Source organism: Paraburkholderia diazotrophica, assembly GCF_038900755.1.
In the GTDB taxonomy this organism is placed as follows: domain Bacteria; phylum Pseudomonadota; class Gammaproteobacteria; order Burkholderiales; family Burkholderiaceae; genus Paraburkholderia; species Paraburkholderia diazotrophica_A.
In genome coordinates this window covers 254,273-269,961 of the sequence record NZ_JBBPEN010000007.1, presented here as the reverse complement: position 1 = coordinate 269,961, position 15,689 = coordinate 254,273, and the positions used below count along the sequence as shown (strand labels likewise).

Genomic DNA, 15,689 nt, shown 5'->3' with positions numbered 1-15,689 from the left:
CGATTGTCTGCCCGCAGCGGTCCAACAAAAGCGGCCCAACAGCGGCAATCCAACAGCAGCAGCCCGACTGCGGCATCCCCGTTTATGCAAGGAGAAACAACGTGAGCGTGACTTCCCGATGGATCGACATTCCGACCGGCAATGACTCGTTTGGCGCATACATGTCGACGCCCAAAAGCGGCAAGGGTCCGGCCGTCATCATCATTCAGGAGATCTTCGGCGTGAACGGCCACATTCGCGACGTCGTCGATCAGTATGCGCAGGACGGCTATATTGCGATCGCACCGGATATCTTCTGGCGCACGCAGCCGCGCGTCGAACTCGGGTACGTGGGTGCGGACCGCGACAGGGGCATCGAGATCCTGCAAAAGACCAACGTCGAGCTCGCCGTCGCGGACATCGGCGCAACGGCGGCCGCGCTGCGCGCTATGCCCGAAGTGACAGGCAAGGTGGCGGGCATCGGCTACTGCTTCGGCGGACGTCTCGCGTATCTGGCGGCCGCCGAAGGCACGCTCGATATCGCCGTGTCGTACTACGGCGGTGGCATCCAGAACCAGCTCGACAAGGCGCCGCAGATCAAGGTGCCGATGCAGTTCCACTACGGCGAGCTGGATCACGGCATTCCGCTGTCGGCAGTCGGCGAAGTGAAGGAGCGCTTCGCGGGCCGCGACGACGCCGAGCTGTACGTCTACCCGAACGCCGATCACGGCTTCAACTGCACCGAGCGCGCGAGCTATCACCAGCACTCGGCAGCGCTCGCGCACGGCCGCACGCTGACTTTCCTCGCGACCCACGCGTAAGTTACGCTAGAGGCGTGACGTGGCTGCGTCGCGCCTGACATCTGTGCGTCACGTCACCGGCAGCCCGCGCGTGTCGTCAACAACATGCCAAACCGGGCGGGGGCCTTCGTCGTGCAAGCCGATTATCTCGATCATGATGCGATCGGCCTCGCCGATCTCGTGCGCAAACGCAAGGTGAGCGCGCGCGAGCTGCTCGAAACAGCGATCGCGCGCGCCGAGGCCGCCAATCCCGCAATCAACGCGATCGTCCTGAAGGATTACGACGCCGCTCGCCAGCGCGCGACAGGCGAGCGCGTGAACGGCAGCGCGTTTGCGTCGGGTGCCGATGGACAGGCCGCCGATGCGCCGCGCGCCGACGCGCTCGGCGATGGCCCGCTCGCCGGCGTGCCGTATCTGATCAAGGATCTGGGACTGCCCGTCAAAGGGCTGCGCATGTCGATGGGCAGCCGCCATTACCGGCACTACGTTCCCACCGAAGACGCCCCGCTCGTCACGCTGACACGCGCCGCCGGCCTCAACATCTTCGGCAAGACGAGCACGTCGGAGATGGGCCAGATGCCTTTTACGGAGCCCGAACTTTTCGGTCCGTGCCGCAATCCGTGGAATCTCGATCACACGCCGGGCGGTTCGAGCGGCGGTTCGGCCGCGGCCGTCGCGGCGGGCATCGTGCCGCTCGCGCATGCGTCGGACGGCGGCGGTTCGATCCGTATTCCCGCTTCGTGCTGCGGCCTCTTCGGACTCAAGCCGTCGCGCGGACGCCAGCCGTCGAATGCAGCGCCCGCGCCCGGCGAACTCGGCATCGATCACGCCGTCTCGCGCAGCGTGCGCGACAGCGCGCTGCTGCTTGATCTCACCTCCGGCAACGCGGAGCGGCCAATGGGCGCGCCCGGCACTTTTCTCGCCGCGACACGCGAACCGTGCAAGCCGCTGCACGTCGCATTCGTGACGGACCCGATGTTCGCGCCCGCGCTGTCCCCCGACGCCCGCGCCGCGCTCGACGATGCCGCACAGCTCGCGGCTTCTTTGGGCCATCGCATCGAACCCGTCTCGCTCGGCATCGACTTCGCGAGACTGCGCGAAGCGTTTCTGATGATCTGGTCGGTCAGCGCCGAAAATCTCGTGCTGAAGGCCGATCAGATCACCGGGCGCAAGCCGAACCGCGACCAGTTCGAAATTGCAACATGGACGATGGGACACATCGGACGCAAGCTGGGCGAGCGCGAGCTGCCCGATGCGCTTGAAACGCAGCGCAACGTCAGCGCGAAACTCGCCGATCTTATGACGCGTTACGACGTGATCCTGTGCGCAACGCTTGCCTCCGCACCGATCAAGATCGGCGAAATGCAGCCGACTGCCGCCGAGAAAATGCAGATGCGCGCGATTACGACGGTCCCCGTCGAACCGCTGATGCGCAAGCTGCTGACGGATGTGTCGAACAAGGCGTTCGCGTGGGCGGGCTGCACGGAACTCTTCAATCTGACGGGCCAGCCGGCGATGTCCGTGCCGCTCTACTGGAATGCGCGCGGCCTGCCCGTCGGCGTGCAGTTCGCGGCGCGCGAAGGCGGCGAAGCGACGTTGCTGCGGCTCGCGGCTCAACTTGAGACGGCGCGTCCGTGGTTCGACAGGCGGCCGCCGCTGATGCCCGCGCGAATCTAGGCCGTCGCGAAGAGAACCAGCAGTACACTCAGGCGGGCTTGCGCATTGCGTCGAGATCGGCGTGACGTTGGGCGGGCACGCACGCGACGGCGAAGATCGACAGCGCGAGTCCGCACATCACGTAGTACGTCGGCGCGAGTGGCGAACCCGTCGTCTTGATGAGCCACGTAACGATGAACTGGCCGAAGCCGCCGAACAGCATCACCGCGAAGTTGTACGCGAGCGAAAGACCGATCGAGCGCACGTTCGCGGGAAAAAGTTCGGCCATCAGCGCGCCGAACGGGCCGTAATAGCCGGAGAGCGTGATCGAAAGGATTGCCTGTACGGCGATCAGTCTCGATACGCTCGGCGCCACTTCGAGCCATGCAAAGAGCGGATAGATCAGCACAAGCATGAGGATCAGCGACCACAGCGAAATGCCCTTGCGTCCGATGCGGTCCGACCACGCGCCCATCACCGGCGACAGCACCACGAGCAGCAGATTGCCGACGATCACGGCCGTGAACGAATCCGGGTAAGGCAGCTTCAGCTGCGTGACCGCGAAGGTCGGCAGATAGCCGATCAGCACGTAGGTCGAAACCGTGAGCGCGATCACCGAGCCGAGTCCGCACAGCACGTCGCGGCTATGGTGAGCGAAAAGCTCACGGAGCGTCGCGCGGCGCGCGGTCTGCTTCGCGTGCAAAAACGCTTCGGAATCCGCGAGATGCCCGCGGATGTAGTAGCCGACCGGCCCGATCACGAGCCCGATGATGAACGGCAAACGCCAGCCCCACGACTTGAGCGCTTCGGGCGACATCCCGCGCGTCACCAGCGCGCCAACGACGGCGCCGAGCAGCAGCGCGGCCGCCTGGCTCGCCATCTGCCAGCTGCCGTAAAAGCCGCGCTTCGAGAATGGCGCCGCTTCGATCAGCAGCGCAGTCGAACTGCCGAATTCGCCGCCTGCGGAGAAGCCTTGCAGCAAGCGGCCAATCACGATAACGACAGGCGCGCCGATGCCGATCGCCGAGTACGGCGGCGCGATCGCCAGCAGCAGAATGCCGAGCGTCATCAGCGCGATCACGAGCAAGAGCGCCGCCTTGCGTCCCGCGCGGTCCGCGTAGAGGCCGAGCACGATGCCGCCGACCGGCCGCATCACGAACGCGACGCCGAAGCTCGCGGTCGTCAGGAGAATCGATGAATAGTCGCTGCTGGCGGGAAAGAAGCGTTCCGCGATGACGACAGTGAGAAAACCGAAGACGGTGAAGTCATACCATTCGAGCGCATTACCGATAACGGCCGCCGTGACTGCGCGGGTGTTGAGACTCCTGGATGCACTCCTCGATGCTGTCGACATCGGTGTCTCCCGCCTTCGTCAACGCGTCGGGTGCGTTGGATTGAAGTTCATTCGAATGGGGCGGCGAGGCCCTGCGCGCACGCCTTGCGAGTGTATAAGAGCACGACATGCCGTTTCAACCACATTCATAAGGCAAAAGTTCATTCACAAAACAAGAGAGCGCCACGCCACATTGCGTGGCGGGCGCTCTCTTTCGGCTCCTGCGAATCTGCTGGAAATGGCGCGCCGGTCGATGCTGCGATGCATCGCCCATCGCGCCTCATCGAGATTCGCGGCGCTTCGCTCAGGCCTTCTTGTTATATGCGCTGCACCAGCCCTTGCTCGCTACCTGCTTGCCGGCGAACATCGGGCACGGCGCATAGGCGTCGGTGGCTTTGCCCTGAAAGAAGCTGCAATTGCCGCAGTCTTGGCCGGCTGCATATTTCGCATACTTGGCCTTGTCGACTTTTGTCGCGTCTTCCTTGTAGCCGAGTGCCTGCGCGGTCGGATCGGATTCGGCAACCTTCGGCGCATCGGCGAACGCCTGGCGGGACAGCGCGAGCGAAGACGCAACGCCGATGCTCGTGATCAAAAAGGTGCGACGGGAATTCTTCATGGGGACTCACTCCGTTTCTCTTGTGGATATTGATCAAGCCGTTCTGACGACAGCCGTCCCCAAGCATAGCAATGAAGCGGACGCGCGTGATGCCCGAAATGCCCGTCATAAGCAAATCCGTAGCGTGGACGCTGAATCGCGCGCGGTCCGGTTATGAAGATCCGATGCGTGTCACGGCGGCGTCACCATCGCCACATATCGGCGCTTGCGCGTTCGCGCCGTTGGCTTTTTCTTTCGTGACTCCGCTGTTGCCTTTTGCGAACCCGCCGTTGGCTTCTACGAATCCACCGATAGATTCTGCGAGCCGCTCGCAGCTACGCGCGACCACTCACTTCGCACACGCGCTGCGCGATCGCAAGCGATGCCGTCAGCCCCGGCGATTCGATGCCGAACAGGTTCACCAGCCCGCGCACGCCATGAGCGGCGGGGCCTTGAATCAGGAAGTCGGCGGCGGGCTCGCCCGGCCCCGACAGCTTCGGACGAATGCCCGCATACGCCGGTTGCAGCGCGTCATCGGGAAGTCCGGGCCAGTACGCGCGGATCGCCGCATAGAACGACTCCGCGCGACGCGGATCGACGTCGTAGCCGATTGAATCGACCCACTCGACGTCGGGACCAAAACGCGTCTGTCCGCCGAGATCGATCGTCAGATGCACGCCGAGCCCCGCTTCGTTCGGCATCGGATAGATGAGGCGGCTAAACGGCGCGTGGCCCGAAACGCTGAAGTAGTTGCCGCGCGCGAGATAGAGCGGCGGCACGTGGCGCGCGTCGAGTCCGCGTATTTTGCGCGCGAGCGCGTTCGCGTGCAGGCCCGCGCTGTTGATCACACACGCGGCGCCGATCGTGGTCGGCGAATTGCCGCCGACCTTCACGACAAAGCGCCCATTAATCGCCTCGACTGCTTCGACGGGCGCATGAAACGCACAGATTGCGCCATCGCGTTCTGCGTCGCCGAGCAGCGCCAGCATCAACTGATGGCTGTCGACGATGCCCGTCTGCGGCGAGAACACCGCTTCGACGCATCGTAGCGACGGCTCCAGTTCCTGCGCTTCCTCGCCCGTGATGCGCATCAGGTCGAGCACGCCGTTTTCCTTGCCGCGCGCCATGATGCTTTCGAGTTGAGGAATCTGGTTGCGCGCGGTCGCGACCAGCAGCTTGCCGCAGCGTTGATACGGCACGCCGCGCTCCGCGCAGTAGTCGTAGAGCATTTCGCGGCCGCGCACGCAGAGCGTCGCCTTGAGCGAGCCGCGCGGATAGTAGATGCCCGCGTGTATCACTTCGCTGTTGCGCGAACTCGTTCCGACGCCGATGGCTTCTGCTGCTTCGAGCACGATCACTTCACGTCCACGCGCAGCCAAAGCGCGCGCGACGGCAAGACCGACGACGCCAGCGCCGATCACCACACATTCGATCTGATCCATGTCCATTGGACGCGGCACGATGCGCCGCGTTCTGTCCCGTCATCCACCTGGATATCGAAAGCGTGCGGCACCTTATGATTCGCGGCCGCGCGCTGTCGAACGCTTCACATGCACAATGCGAAATCGCACAGCGCGCCACAGACACAAATGCCCGCAGCCTGATCCGGCTGCGGGCATCGATATGTGGGAACGCTGGCGCGTTTGAGTCAGTGTACGCCGACGACGCGCATTCCTGGTGAATTCGGGCGCACTCGCGCGGGCTAGCGTTCCGCGCGCGCCACAACAGGGTTGATCAATCCGTGGCAGTTGTGCGTTTGAAAAGATGGTGCAGATTGACTTGCGCGACGGGCACCGTATAGCCGCCCATTGCGAACTGCTGCGGGTACGCGGGCGCATTCGGATTCAGGCTCAATTCGCCGTTCGCGCGCGCTTGCGCCAGTTCCGCCTTCACTTCGGCGCGCGTCTTCGGGCCGTTCTGCGCGGACGGCGTTTGCGACGGAGCCGGGCTATAGCCGCTCGCGAAAGCCGGCACGGCGACCACTGCGGAAATCAACAGCGCTGCAAGTGAAGACTTTTTCATGATCGGTTCCTGACGTGAGGTTGGAAACGCAGTTCGCATTTCGATGAACGCAGTCTAGCCCTCGCCTATCACGTTGCCGACCCTCATTAATGAAATTGACTGTTGCCGGATTCATCCATATTGGACGCGAATTGCCCTCCATGCAGCGTGGAATAGCCGCATCATTGGAACAATAAAAAGACCGCGCAGGTGCGGCCTTTTCGCACGAATGGCGCAGGCGACGTTAGAAACCGATCGGTTTGCGGCGCGAGTTGTAGTCAAGGCGGATGTCGTCGGCGCTGATGTGATCGCGGCCAGCGATGCGCGCCGAACCGAAGCCGTTCAGGATCGCGCGCCGCATTTCGCGCGGCGACGCTTGCGCCAGTGCATCGAGCGCTTCCTCACCCATTTCCTCAGGAAAGCGCAGCCCCCAGCCATGCGCCAAGCGGATCTCGTCGTAGATCGACTGCGCGATGCGCCGCGAGCCCTCATGATCCGGCGGCGGAATCTCGTAGACGTTCATCCGGTTGAGGATCGGCTCGGGAATCGCGCGCTCATCGTTCGCGGTCGCGATCCAGATTACATGCCCGGCGTTGATCGGGATCTCCGCGAATTCGTCGATGAACGTCTGCGCGGTGTCGTGTTCGAGCAATGCGTAGAGCGCGCCGAGCGGGTCGTATTGCGCATCGCCCGTCGCCTTGTCGATTTCATCGACGGCGATGACCGGATTCGCATAGCTGCCGTGCACGAGCGCGTCGAACACCTTGCCCGGTTTCGCGTTCTTCCATTGCGACGACGCGCCCGACAGAATCCAGCCCGCCGTCAACGAACTCATCGCGACATAGTGATACGACGTGCCGAGCATCCGCGCGAGCTGCTTTGCGAAGTGCGTCTTGCCGATGCCGGGATCGCCGAGCAGCAGGATCGGCATCAGCTCCAGCCGGTCATCCGTTTCGAGGCACAGCGCGACCTGCTTGCGAATATCGTCGAGCGGCTCGGTGAAGTTGGGCAGCGCGCCGATCAGATCGTCGATTGACGGCATCCGGTTCGGCTTCACGCAAAAACGCAGATTGCCGACTTTCAGCATCTTCTCGTACGTCGAACGCAGCGCGTCGCTGGCGCCTTCGCTCAGTTCGTTCAGCGCCGTCTCCACCTGGTCCAGGTCGTAGACCTTGCTGAACGATGCAACCGCGATTTCCTGTTTCACCATTGCCGTTGTCATCGCTTCACCCCGTTATGCGGAACTTGCAGCCGCAGCGTCCCGGACGCCGCTCCGATTTCAGTGTATCGACGCAGAAATACCACGCAAGCCAGCAGCGGCGCGGGTGTGCTGCTAACGACGGCAGCGGGCGAGGCGCTTGCTTGAATCGCCACGTCCGCGCCCTTATCTGCAATGCACTGTTACCGCCGAAGGCTGAACCTTGGTTCCAGATCGGGTGTCAGAAAACCGTTATCTCGATAAAGCGTAAGATGGTCGGCGGTCGCAAGAAAGAACGCGCGGACACCGCACGCTTTAGCGAAACGCAGCGATTCCGGAGACTCTCTTTTCATGTTGAAAACCAGCTTCGCCGCCCTCCTGCTCGGCACCTCGCTGATCGCACAGGCCCCGATGGCTCACGCGCAACAGCGCCCCGCGGCGGCCGTCGTCAAATGGGAATTGCAGGTGATCCGCGACGGCCAGCAGATCGATACGTTCGACGGCACGACGACCGTCGGCCAGGCGCGCACCGACACGCATCATCACGTCGTGCAGAACAACGTCGGCTGCAAGAACGTGCCGGCGGGCAGCATCGACCTCGCGCGCACGCTGACCGTCTCGCCGACACAGGTGGATACGAGCGGCGTCACGTTCGCGATCGACGCGCAGGAAACGCTCGAAGAGCCGGGCATGCGCACCACGGACACCGGCTGCAAACTGCCGCCACAGCCGCGCCAGGTGAGCGCGAATCACCCGGGGCTGAAAGTGCCGCCGGGCGACTGGACCACATGGACGATCATCGACAAGGACCCGAATCTCGTCTATCGGTTGCGTGCAAGCGTCGCAAACAATCCGTGAACTCAATGAACGACGTGGATAACGCGGCATGCGAAACCCCGAAGAACTGATACACGAAAACATCGACCAGAAAGACTTCATCGCCGTGAGCTGGAACCTGCACAAGGGCCGCTCGCCGCTCGGTTTCCAGGCATGGGAGGCGATGCAGCGCTGGGTGCAGTCCGTTCATGCCGATGCGTATTTCCTGCAGGAGGCGATGGCTCGCCGGATGCCCGCGCCCGTGCTGGCCAGTTCGTTCGGCGCGCGCATGGGCGATTTCGACAACGACGTATGGCATTGCCAGGCAACCGAAATCGCCGAGTCGCTGGATTTGCAGATCGCGCTCGGGCCGAACGTGTTCAAGCCGTCGTGGCGGCACGGTAATGCGATCCTGTCGCCACATCCGCTCGATCTCGGCGGACGCTGGGACATTTCCGCGCACCGCTTCGAGAGGCGCGGACTGCTGGTCGCGCGCGCGACGTTCGGCGGCCATGCGGTGACGCTGCTGTGCGCGCACCTCGCGCTCACGCGCCAGGCGAGGCTGCGTCAGATGCACTGGATCGCGCACTGGATCTCGAAGGAAGCGCCGGACGGACCGCTCGTGCTGGCCGGCGACTTCAACGACTGGCGCAACGATTCGGTGCCGCTCTTCCGCGAACACGGCCTCGTGGAAGTGGCGACGCTGCTCGGCGAGCCGGGCCGCACGTTCCCCGCGTTCTCGCCTGCGCTTGCGCTCGACAAGATGTTCGTGCGCGGAATGAAGCCCATCGAATGGATCCAGCCCGCGCAGGAAACTGCGTGGCTGTCGGATCACCTGCCGTATATGGCGCGGCTGCGCGTCGAATAAAACGCGGACTCGTGACGCGGACCGGCGACGCTGACTTCCCGGTCAGTCGCGCCGCGGCGTCCAGACGAGTTGCGCACTGATCGTTTCGCCGGGCTCTAGCACCCGGTAGCCGGCGCGCTCGCGCATCTGCATGTCTTTCGCGTTGAAGCAGTCGGTCGTGTTCGTGACGGGTTCGACGCACAACTGCGCCTCGTTCGCAGGCGCAAACACCACCAGATGATCGAAAGGCGCTTCGGCCGTCAACGTCAACCGGCGACGCTCGTCCCGCCACGCAACCGTTGCTTCGCGCGACCAGCCGCTGAAGTTGTTGTCGAGATCGAATGCATCGGCGCTCATGCCGTGCTTCAGCGCGTCGACGGCGGAATGCGGACCGAGGTGAGTCGGCAGAACGTGTTCGTCGGTGTGCCACATCTGCTCGACGTTCGCGGTGATCGTCGTATTCGCAGTGCGCGGGTAATACGGATGATGACCCATGCCGAACGGCATCGGAGCGCCCGACAGATTCCGCGCCGTCAGCGTGATGCGCAGCGCGCCGCCCAGCAACTCGATGCGCTGGCTCGCGCAATAACGGAACGGCCAGTCGCCGCGCACAGCCGGATCGGGCGCATGCTCGAAATGCAGTTCGACGGATGCGGCCGTGCGCGCGCCGACACGCCACGGCCGCTTCCATGCGTGGCCGTGCAACGCGTGCGCGAACGCCGCGTCGTCCGAGGCCAGATCGATCGTGAGTCCGTCGAACTCGAAGCGAGCGTCGCGAATGCGGTTGCAGTACGGAAAGAGCGGAAAGCTCGCCATTCGCAGCGGATCGCATCGGGCGATTGCGTCGCGCGTCGCCGGGCGCAGCCAGTGCAGCACGCGTTGCGACGTTCGTTCACGCACCGTTTCGTAGTACGCGGCGATCGATCCGCCGACATGCGGCGCGACCACGAGCGTCGTATCGCCGCTCGTCAGCACGACGAGCGAAGGATCGCCGATGCGCAGATCGGTCGCCATGTCGGCCGCAGACGGTTTGAAGAAGGCTTCGCGCATGATCGTTTGTATTGGCGTGGACGATTGCGGCCCAAGGCGGCGTCCCATTCTGCCGAAGCGGCTCGCGCGATCGAGAATCGCACGTCGAGGCTTTTCGGTCAATATTATTAGTAATAACTTCGCCAAAGAACGGCTGTTCGCGCGATAGGCAGACGTCTGGAAAAGCGGGGTTTGCGCCTGTTGTCCGGCGCATATTATTAGTGTTACCGTCAGCACGACGATGCCTGCCGCATCCCCGTCTACAAGCCGCATTGCGCGGCCATATCAATGAAAAAATCGACCCAGCGCCGTCCGACGATGACCGATATCGCCAAGCTCACCGGCGTATCGCAATCGACTGTTTCCCTCGTCCTCAACAACGCGACCAGCGCGAAGTTTTCGGAAGCGACGCGCAACAAGGTGCTGAAGACGGCGCAGGAACTCGGCTACCGGCTCGCCCCGCGCGAACCGCTGCCGCCGTCTTCCGACGAACGCAACCTGATCATCTATCTCGCCGACGAAATCTCGACGAGCCCGCATCCTGTCGTGAACATCGACGGCGCACGCGATGCCGCGTATGCGAGCGGCAAGCTGCTCGCCGTCTACTCGACGCACGGCAACGCGGACATCGAGCAACAGGTGCTCGACGCCGTGCTCACGAGCCCAACCGTGTTCGGCGTGATCTACGCAACCGTCTACACGCGCAAGGTGACGCTGCCCGTCGCACTGTCGCGCGTGCCGACCGTGCTGCTGAACTGCTACACGAGCGACGGCGGCCAATCGTCGATCGTGCCCGCCGAAGTCGCGGGCGGCCACGTGGCGACGGAATACCTGCTGCGCGCGGGGCACAGGCGGATCGGCTATATCAACGGCGAACACTGGCAGGACGCCGCGAAAGACCGCCTGAAGGGCTATCGCACCGCACTCGCCACCGCCGATCTGCCGTTCGCGCCGGAAATGGTGCGCGACGGCGACTGGAGCTCGGGCACGGGCTTCGAGCACACGCTTTCGCTGATGCGCGAGCCGCATCCGCCCAGCGCGATCTTCTGCGCGAACGACCTGATGGCGCTCGGCGCGATCGAGGCGCTGAAGCAACTCGGCTACCGCGTTCCCGACGATATCTCCGTGCTCGGCTACGACGATCAGGAAATCGCGCGCCACACGCATCCGCCGCTTTCGACCGTCGTGCTGCCGAACTACGAGCTGGGCCGCTGGGCCGTCGAGACGCTGCTTCAGGAAGTGCAGAACCGGGCGGCGGGCGCGCCCGTCCGTCACCGGATGGTGAAGCTCGACGGTCCGCTGATCGAGCGCGGTTCGGTCAGGGTAATTACCGAGGCAAAAGCGGCAGCAGTTAATATTATTAGTGATTGACCGATAATAATTCGCGATGAAATAATCGGCGCGACCGGTCACGTCATCACCGGAGTGCCGGCGGCAGTTGAAACACAAAAGCACAACACATCCAACTGGTACCTGGAGGAAGACATGGCGTCGCACAATCGGGATTCGCGCCGGCAACGGCTTCAGCCGCTCGCCGCATCGCTGTTGGTAGTCGCGCTGGGTTTCGGCGTCGCGTCGGCACAGGCCGACGACCTGCCGAAGCTCGCCACCAAAACGCCGCTGAAAGTCGGCTTCGCGCAGACGGAGAGCAACAATCCGTGGCGTCTCGCCGAAACGAAAAGCTTCAAGGACATCGCCGCGAAGTGCGGCTGGCAGCTCGTGATGACCGATGCGAACGGGTCGAACTCGAAGCAGGTCTCCGACATCCAGAGCATGATCGCGCAGCATGTCGATCTGCTCGTGTTCCCGCCGCGCGAAGAGAAGCCGCTCGCGCCCGTCGTGCTGCAGGCCAAGAAGGCGGGCATACCCGTGATTCTCGTCGACCGCAACGTCGATCAGTCGGTCGCGAAGGCGGGCCGCGACTACATCACGTTCATCGGCTCCGACTTCATCGACCAGGGCCACCGCGCCGCCGACTGGCTCGTCAAGGCGACGGGCGGCAAGGCGAAGATCATCGAGCTCGAAGGAACGACGGGCGCTTCCGCCGCGAACGACCGCAAGAAGGGCTTCGATGAAGTGATCGCGAAGCATTCGGGCATGTCGATCATCGCGTCGCAAAGCGGCGACTTCGCGCGCGACAAAGGGCGTCAGGTGATGGAAACGCTGTTGCAGGCGCACCCGGACGTGACGGCCGTCTACGCGCACAACGACGAAATGGCGCTCGGCGCGATCGCCGCGATCAAGGCGGCCGGCAAGCAGCCTGGAAAGGACATCCAGATCGTGACCATCGACGGCACGAAGGGCGGCCTCGACGCAATCGCCGCCGGCGAACTCGGCGCGAGCGTGCAGTCGAGCCCGTTCTTCGGCCCGCTCGCGTGCGATGTCGCGCAGCGCTTTGCGAAGGGCGAAAAGATTCCGACGTGGGTCAAGGTATCGGACCGCTTCTACGACAAGGGCAACGTTCAGGAAAGCATGCAGTACGGTTACTGAGGGTTCGATGACCGGCTGGTGCTTGATGAGCAGTGACCCGGCCGCGCGCGCCTCGATCCACGCAGCGACGCGCGCAGCGAGCCGGACAGGCAGGGCCTCAGCGAGGCGCACGCGCGTCCCGCTGACGGGAAGGGTTCGAAGCGACGTGTCCGTTGCGCGCGTTTTCGCGGTCGACGGGCCGTCGCTTCGCTTTGTCGGGCGTACCATGAACGTCGCGGCCCGACGGGCGGCATCAATCGTCGCGCGCGCCGCTGTTCGTCGCCCGCCGTTCGTCGCCGGACACAGGAGACACACGTGACGCAAGCCGACCCGCATTCCGACGCTCCGCAGTCTTCCGCCCACGCGCCCCTGCTCCACATGCAGGGCATCGACATTTCGTTCGGCGGCGTGCCCGCGTTGCGCGGCGCGAACCTCACCGTCGCGGCGGGCGAAGTCCACGCGCTGATCGGCCAGAACGGCGCGGGCAAATCGACGATGATCAAGATCCTCACGGGCGCTTATCGGCGCTCGGGCGGCAGCGTGCGCTTCGAGGGCCGCGAGATCGATTTCCGCACGCCGAAGGAAGCGCGCGAAGCGGGCATCAGCACGATCTATCAGGAGATCAACCTGGTGCCGTTCCGCTCGGTCGCCGAAAACATCTTTCTCGGACGCGAGCCGCGCCGCTTCGGTCTGATCGACTGGCGCGAAGTGCAGCGGCGCGCATCGGCGCTGCTCGAATCGTTCGGCTTGCAGATCGACGTGAAAAAACCCGCAGGCAGCTATTCGACGGCGATTCAACAGATGGTTGCGCTCGCGCGCGCCGTTTCGTCGGACGCGAAGATGGTCATCATGGACGAGTCGACCTCGTCGCTCGACGAGCGCGAAGTCGAACTGCTCTTCAGCGTCGTGCGCAAGCTGCGCGACGACGGACGCGCGGTGATCTTCGTGTCGCATCGTCTCGACGAACTGTATGCGCTGTGCGACCGCGTAACGGTGATGCGCGACGGTCAGACGGTCGCGCAAAGCGCGATGAAGGACATCGACAAGCGCCAGCTCGTCACGACGATGCTCGGCCGCACGCTCGCCGCCGTCGTGCAGGACGACAGCGCGACGCGCGAAGCAAATCTCGCGCGTCGCGGCGGCAAGGCGATTTCAGCGAGTCATCTCGCCGCGCATCCGAAAGTGAGCGACGTATCGCTCGACGTCCACGCGGGCGAAGCCGTCGGCCTCGCCGGCCTGCTCGGCTCCGGCCGCACGGAAACGATGCGCCTGCTGTTCGGCGCGGACCCGGCGGAGCGCGGCGCATTGTCGATCGACGGCGAGACAGTCGCGCTGAAGTCGCCGCAGGACGCCATCGCGCGCGGTCTCGCCTATCTCACGGAAGACCGCAAGGCGGAAGGCATCGTGCCGGATCTGTCGGTGCGCGACAACCTCACGCTCGTCTGTTTGCGCACGCTGTCGAAGCACGGCGTCGTCGACGTGAAGAAGCAGCAGGCAATCGTCGAGCGCTTCATCGCGTCGCTCGGCATCAAGCTACGCTCGCCGGATCAGCCTATCCGCGAGCTGTCGGGCGGCAATCAGCAGAAGGTGCTGCTCGCGCGCTGGCTCGCCGCGCAGCCATCGCTGCTGTTGCTCGACGAACCAACGCGCGGCATCGATGTCGGCGCAAAGGCCGATGTCGCGAAGATCGTGCGCGAGTTGCGCGACGAAGGCATGGCGGTGCTGCTGTCCGCGTCCGAACTCGAAGAGCTGACGGCCGTCGCCGATCGCGCCGTCGTGATCCGCGACGGACGCACGGTCGCCGAACTCGACGGCGCGCACATGAGCGAATCCGCGATCATGGATGCGATTGCGTGGGGCAGCGCGGGCACGTCGCAACTGGTCGAAGCGGCGCAGTCCGCGCATATCGGCGATGCACTGGAGGGCGACCGTCATGGCTCATGAGTCGCTGCGCAACGACGCCGCGCCGCTCGCCGCGACGGCATCGGCGCCTGACACGCCGACGGTAAAGAAGAAACGGCGCGTCGCGATTCAGCGTGAAATCGTCGTGCTGCTCGCGATGCTCGTCTTCAATCTGCTGTTTACGCAGCACTTCTGGTCGCTGCAAACCTTCAACGTCAATCTGACGCAGGTCGTGACGATCGTCATCGTCGGCATCGGCATGACGCTGGTCGTGGCGACGGGCGGCATCGATTTGTCGGTGGGCGCATCGATGGCGATTGCGGGCGCGCTCGCGCCAATGCTCTTCGTGCATATCGCGGGTCCATCCGGCATCGCGCTCGCGTTCGTGCTGCCCGTTCTGGCTGCGGCGCTTTGCGGCGTGTTCAACGGCTTTCTGGTCACAAGACTAGCCGTGCAGCCGATCGTCGCGACGCTCGTGCTGTTCATCGCCGGACGCGGCATCGCGCAGGTCGTCACCGACGGCAACCTTCAGGCGTTCAACAATCCCGCATTCCAGTGGATCGCGCTCGGCAAGGTGGCGGGCGTTCCGTTCCAGGTGCTGCTGATGTTCGCACTCGTCGCGTTCTTCGCGTGGGTCGTGCGCAAGACGCTGTTCGGACAATATCTGCTCGTGACGGGCGGCAACGAAAAGTCGGCGTATCTGAGCGGCGTGCCGACCGCGCGCGTGAAGATGATCGCGTACACGCTGTGCGCTGCGTTGTCGGGGCTCGCGGGGCTGATTTCCATTTCCGTGAATTCGTCGTCGGATGCGAATGTCGTCGGGCTCGGCATCGAACTCGACGCGATTGCCGCCGTCGCGGTCGGCGGCACGGCGCTGACGGGTGGCAAGGCGTATATCGGCGGCACGCTGATCGGCGCGCTAATCATCCAGTTGCTGCGCTACACGCTGCTCGCGCATGGCATCCCCGATGCGGCCGCGCTCGTCGTCAAGGCGGCCATCATCATCGCAGCGGTGTACGTGCAGCGGCGCTCGCGCTGAAGCACTCGAACGATCTTGCGAGACA

At 64.1% G+C, this 15,689-nt stretch carries 14 protein-coding genes; 8 read left to right on the top strand and 6 right to left on the bottom strand.

What is annotated here, in order from left to right:
• The first annotated feature begins 101 nt into the window (after positions 1 to 101).
• Both AABE10_RS22720 and AABE10_RS22715 read left to right on the top strand, forming a co-directional pair.
• Entirely contained in the window at positions 102 to 800 is a 699-nt protein-coding gene (locus AABE10_RS22720) for a dienelactone hydrolase family protein (RefSeq protein WP_342935481.1), read from the top strand.
• Between the two features lie 111 nt (positions 801 to 911).
• Positions 912 to 2,456 (top strand): amidase, encoded by a 1,545-nt coding sequence (locus tag AABE10_RS22715; RefSeq protein WP_342935480.1) that lies wholly within the window; start codon positions 912 to 914, stop codon positions 2,454 to 2,456.
• Positions 2,457 to 2,484: 28 nt separating this feature from the next.
• On the opposite strand, the gene AABE10_RS22710 is transcribed toward AABE10_RS22715, so the two are convergent.
• The 5 genes from AABE10_RS22710 to AABE10_RS22690 form a co-directional block, all read right to left on the bottom strand.
• A complete protein-coding gene (locus AABE10_RS22710) occupies positions 2,485 to 3,789 on the bottom strand; it encodes an MFS transporter (RefSeq protein WP_342935479.1) in 1,305 nt (434 codons plus the stop codon).
• Positions 3,790 to 4,072: 283 nt separating this feature from the next.
• Entirely contained in the window at positions 4,073 to 4,384 is a 312-nt protein-coding gene (locus AABE10_RS22705) for a high-potential iron-sulfur protein (RefSeq protein ID WP_342935478.1), read from the bottom strand.
• A gap of 314 nt (positions 4,385 to 4,698) precedes the next feature.
• Complete coding sequence (locus AABE10_RS22700; protein WP_342935477.1) at positions 4,699 to 5,805, bottom strand: NAD(P)/FAD-dependent oxidoreductase; 1,107 nt, start codon at positions 5,803 to 5,805, stop codon at positions 4,699 to 4,701.
• Positions 5,806 to 6,097: 292 nt separating this feature from the next.
• Positions 6,098 to 6,385, bottom strand: coding sequence for a DUF4148 domain-containing protein (locus tag AABE10_RS22695; protein WP_342935476.1), 288 nt, complete (start codon positions 6,383 to 6,385; stop codon positions 6,098 to 6,100).
• A 223-nt stretch (positions 6,386 to 6,608) separates the two neighbouring features.
• Positions 6,609 to 7,586 carry an AAA family ATPase gene (locus AABE10_RS22690; RefSeq protein WP_342935475.1) on the bottom strand — a complete coding sequence of 326 codons (978 nt, stop codon included), beginning with the start codon at positions 7,584 to 7,586 and terminating at the stop codon, positions 6,609 to 6,611.
• 327 nt (positions 7,587 to 7,913) lie between these two features.
• Between AABE10_RS22690 and AABE10_RS22685 the strand changes: the two genes are divergently transcribed.
• Positions 7,914 to 8,420, top strand: coding sequence for a hypothetical protein (locus tag AABE10_RS22685; RefSeq protein ID WP_342935474.1), 507 nt, complete (start codon positions 7,914 to 7,916; stop codon positions 8,418 to 8,420).
• Positions 8,421 to 8,448: 28 nt separating this feature from the next.
• Positions 8,449 to 9,246, top strand: coding sequence for an endonuclease/exonuclease/phosphatase family protein (locus AABE10_RS22680; RefSeq protein WP_342935473.1), 798 nt, complete (start codon positions 8,449 to 8,451; stop codon positions 9,244 to 9,246).
• 42 nt (positions 9,247 to 9,288) lie between these two features.
• On the opposite strand, the gene AABE10_RS22675 is transcribed toward AABE10_RS22680, so the two are convergent.
• Positions 9,289 to 10,239, bottom strand: coding sequence for an aldose 1-epimerase (locus AABE10_RS22675; protein ID WP_342935615.1), 951 nt, complete (start codon positions 10,237 to 10,239; stop codon positions 9,289 to 9,291).
• A gap of 333 nt (positions 10,240 to 10,572) precedes the next feature.
• Here AABE10_RS22675 and AABE10_RS22670 point away from each other — a divergent pair, with 333 nt between their 5' ends.
• The 4 genes from AABE10_RS22670 to AABE10_RS22655 all read left to right on the top strand — a co-directional run bounded on the left by AABE10_RS22670 (position 10,573) and on the right by AABE10_RS22655 (position 15,664).
• Positions 10,573 to 11,625, top strand: a complete 1,053-nt coding sequence (locus tag AABE10_RS22670) for a LacI family DNA-binding transcriptional regulator (protein WP_342935614.1) — start codon at positions 10,573 to 10,575, stop codon at positions 11,623 to 11,625.
• A gap of 114 nt (positions 11,626 to 11,739) precedes the next feature.
• Positions 11,740 to 12,744 carry an ABC transporter substrate-binding protein gene (locus AABE10_RS22665; protein WP_342935472.1) on the top strand — a complete coding sequence of 335 codons (1,005 nt, stop codon included), beginning with the start codon at positions 11,740 to 11,742 and terminating at the stop codon, positions 12,742 to 12,744.
• A 357-nt stretch (positions 12,745 to 13,101) separates the two neighbouring features.
• A complete protein-coding gene (locus tag AABE10_RS22660; protein WP_342935613.1) occupies positions 13,102 to 14,667 on the top strand; it encodes a sugar ABC transporter ATP-binding protein in 1,566 nt (521 codons plus the stop codon).
• Positions 14,657 to 15,664 (top strand): ABC transporter permease, encoded by a 1,008-nt coding sequence (locus tag AABE10_RS22655; protein WP_342935471.1) that lies wholly within the window; start codon positions 14,657 to 14,659, stop codon positions 15,662 to 15,664. The genes AABE10_RS22660 and AABE10_RS22655 overlap by 11 nt, the downstream gene beginning before the upstream one ends.
• Positions 15,665 to 15,689: the final 25 nt, after the last annotated feature.

Excerpts from the sequence above, each read along its gene's own strand:
- AABE10_RS22710 (WP_342935479.1), bottom strand. The coding sequence starts at position 3,789 with ATGTCGACAGCATCGAGGAGTGCATCCAGGAGTCTCAACACCCGCGCA.
- AABE10_RS22705 (WP_342935478.1), bottom strand. The coding sequence starts at position 4,384 with ATGAAGAATTCCCGTCGCACCTTTTTGATCACGAGCATCGGCGTTGCG.
- AABE10_RS22700 (WP_342935477.1), bottom strand. The coding sequence starts at position 5,805 with ATGGATCAGATCGAATGTGTGGTGATCGGCGCTGGCGTCGTCGGTCTT.
- AABE10_RS22695 (WP_342935476.1), bottom strand. The coding sequence starts at position 6,385 with ATGAAAAAGTCTTCACTTGCAGCGCTGTTGATTTCCGCAGTGGTCGCC.
- AABE10_RS22690 (WP_342935475.1), bottom strand. The coding sequence starts at position 7,586 with ATGACAACGGCAATGGTGAAACAGGAAATCGCGGTTGCATCGTTCAGC.
- AABE10_RS22685 (WP_342935474.1), top strand. The coding sequence starts at position 7,914 with ATGTTGAAAACCAGCTTCGCCGCCCTCCTGCTCGGCACCTCGCTGATC.
- AABE10_RS22680 (WP_342935473.1), top strand. The coding sequence starts at position 8,449 with ATGCGAAACCCCGAAGAACTGATACACGAAAACATCGACCAGAAAGAC.
- AABE10_RS22675 (WP_342935615.1), bottom strand. The coding sequence starts at position 10,239 with ATGGCGACCGATCTGCGCATCGGCGATCCTTCGCTCGTCGTGCTGACG.
- AABE10_RS22670 (WP_342935614.1), top strand. The coding sequence starts at position 10,573 with ATGACCGATATCGCCAAGCTCACCGGCGTATCGCAATCGACTGTTTCC.
- AABE10_RS22665 (WP_342935472.1), top strand. The coding sequence starts at position 11,740 with ATGGCGTCGCACAATCGGGATTCGCGCCGGCAACGGCTTCAGCCGCTC.
- AABE10_RS22660 (WP_342935613.1), top strand. The coding sequence starts at position 13,102 with ATGCAGGGCATCGACATTTCGTTCGGCGGCGTGCCCGCGTTGCGCGGC.
- AABE10_RS22655 (WP_342935471.1), top strand. The coding sequence starts at position 14,657 with ATGGCTCATGAGTCGCTGCGCAACGACGCCGCGCCGCTCGCCGCGACG.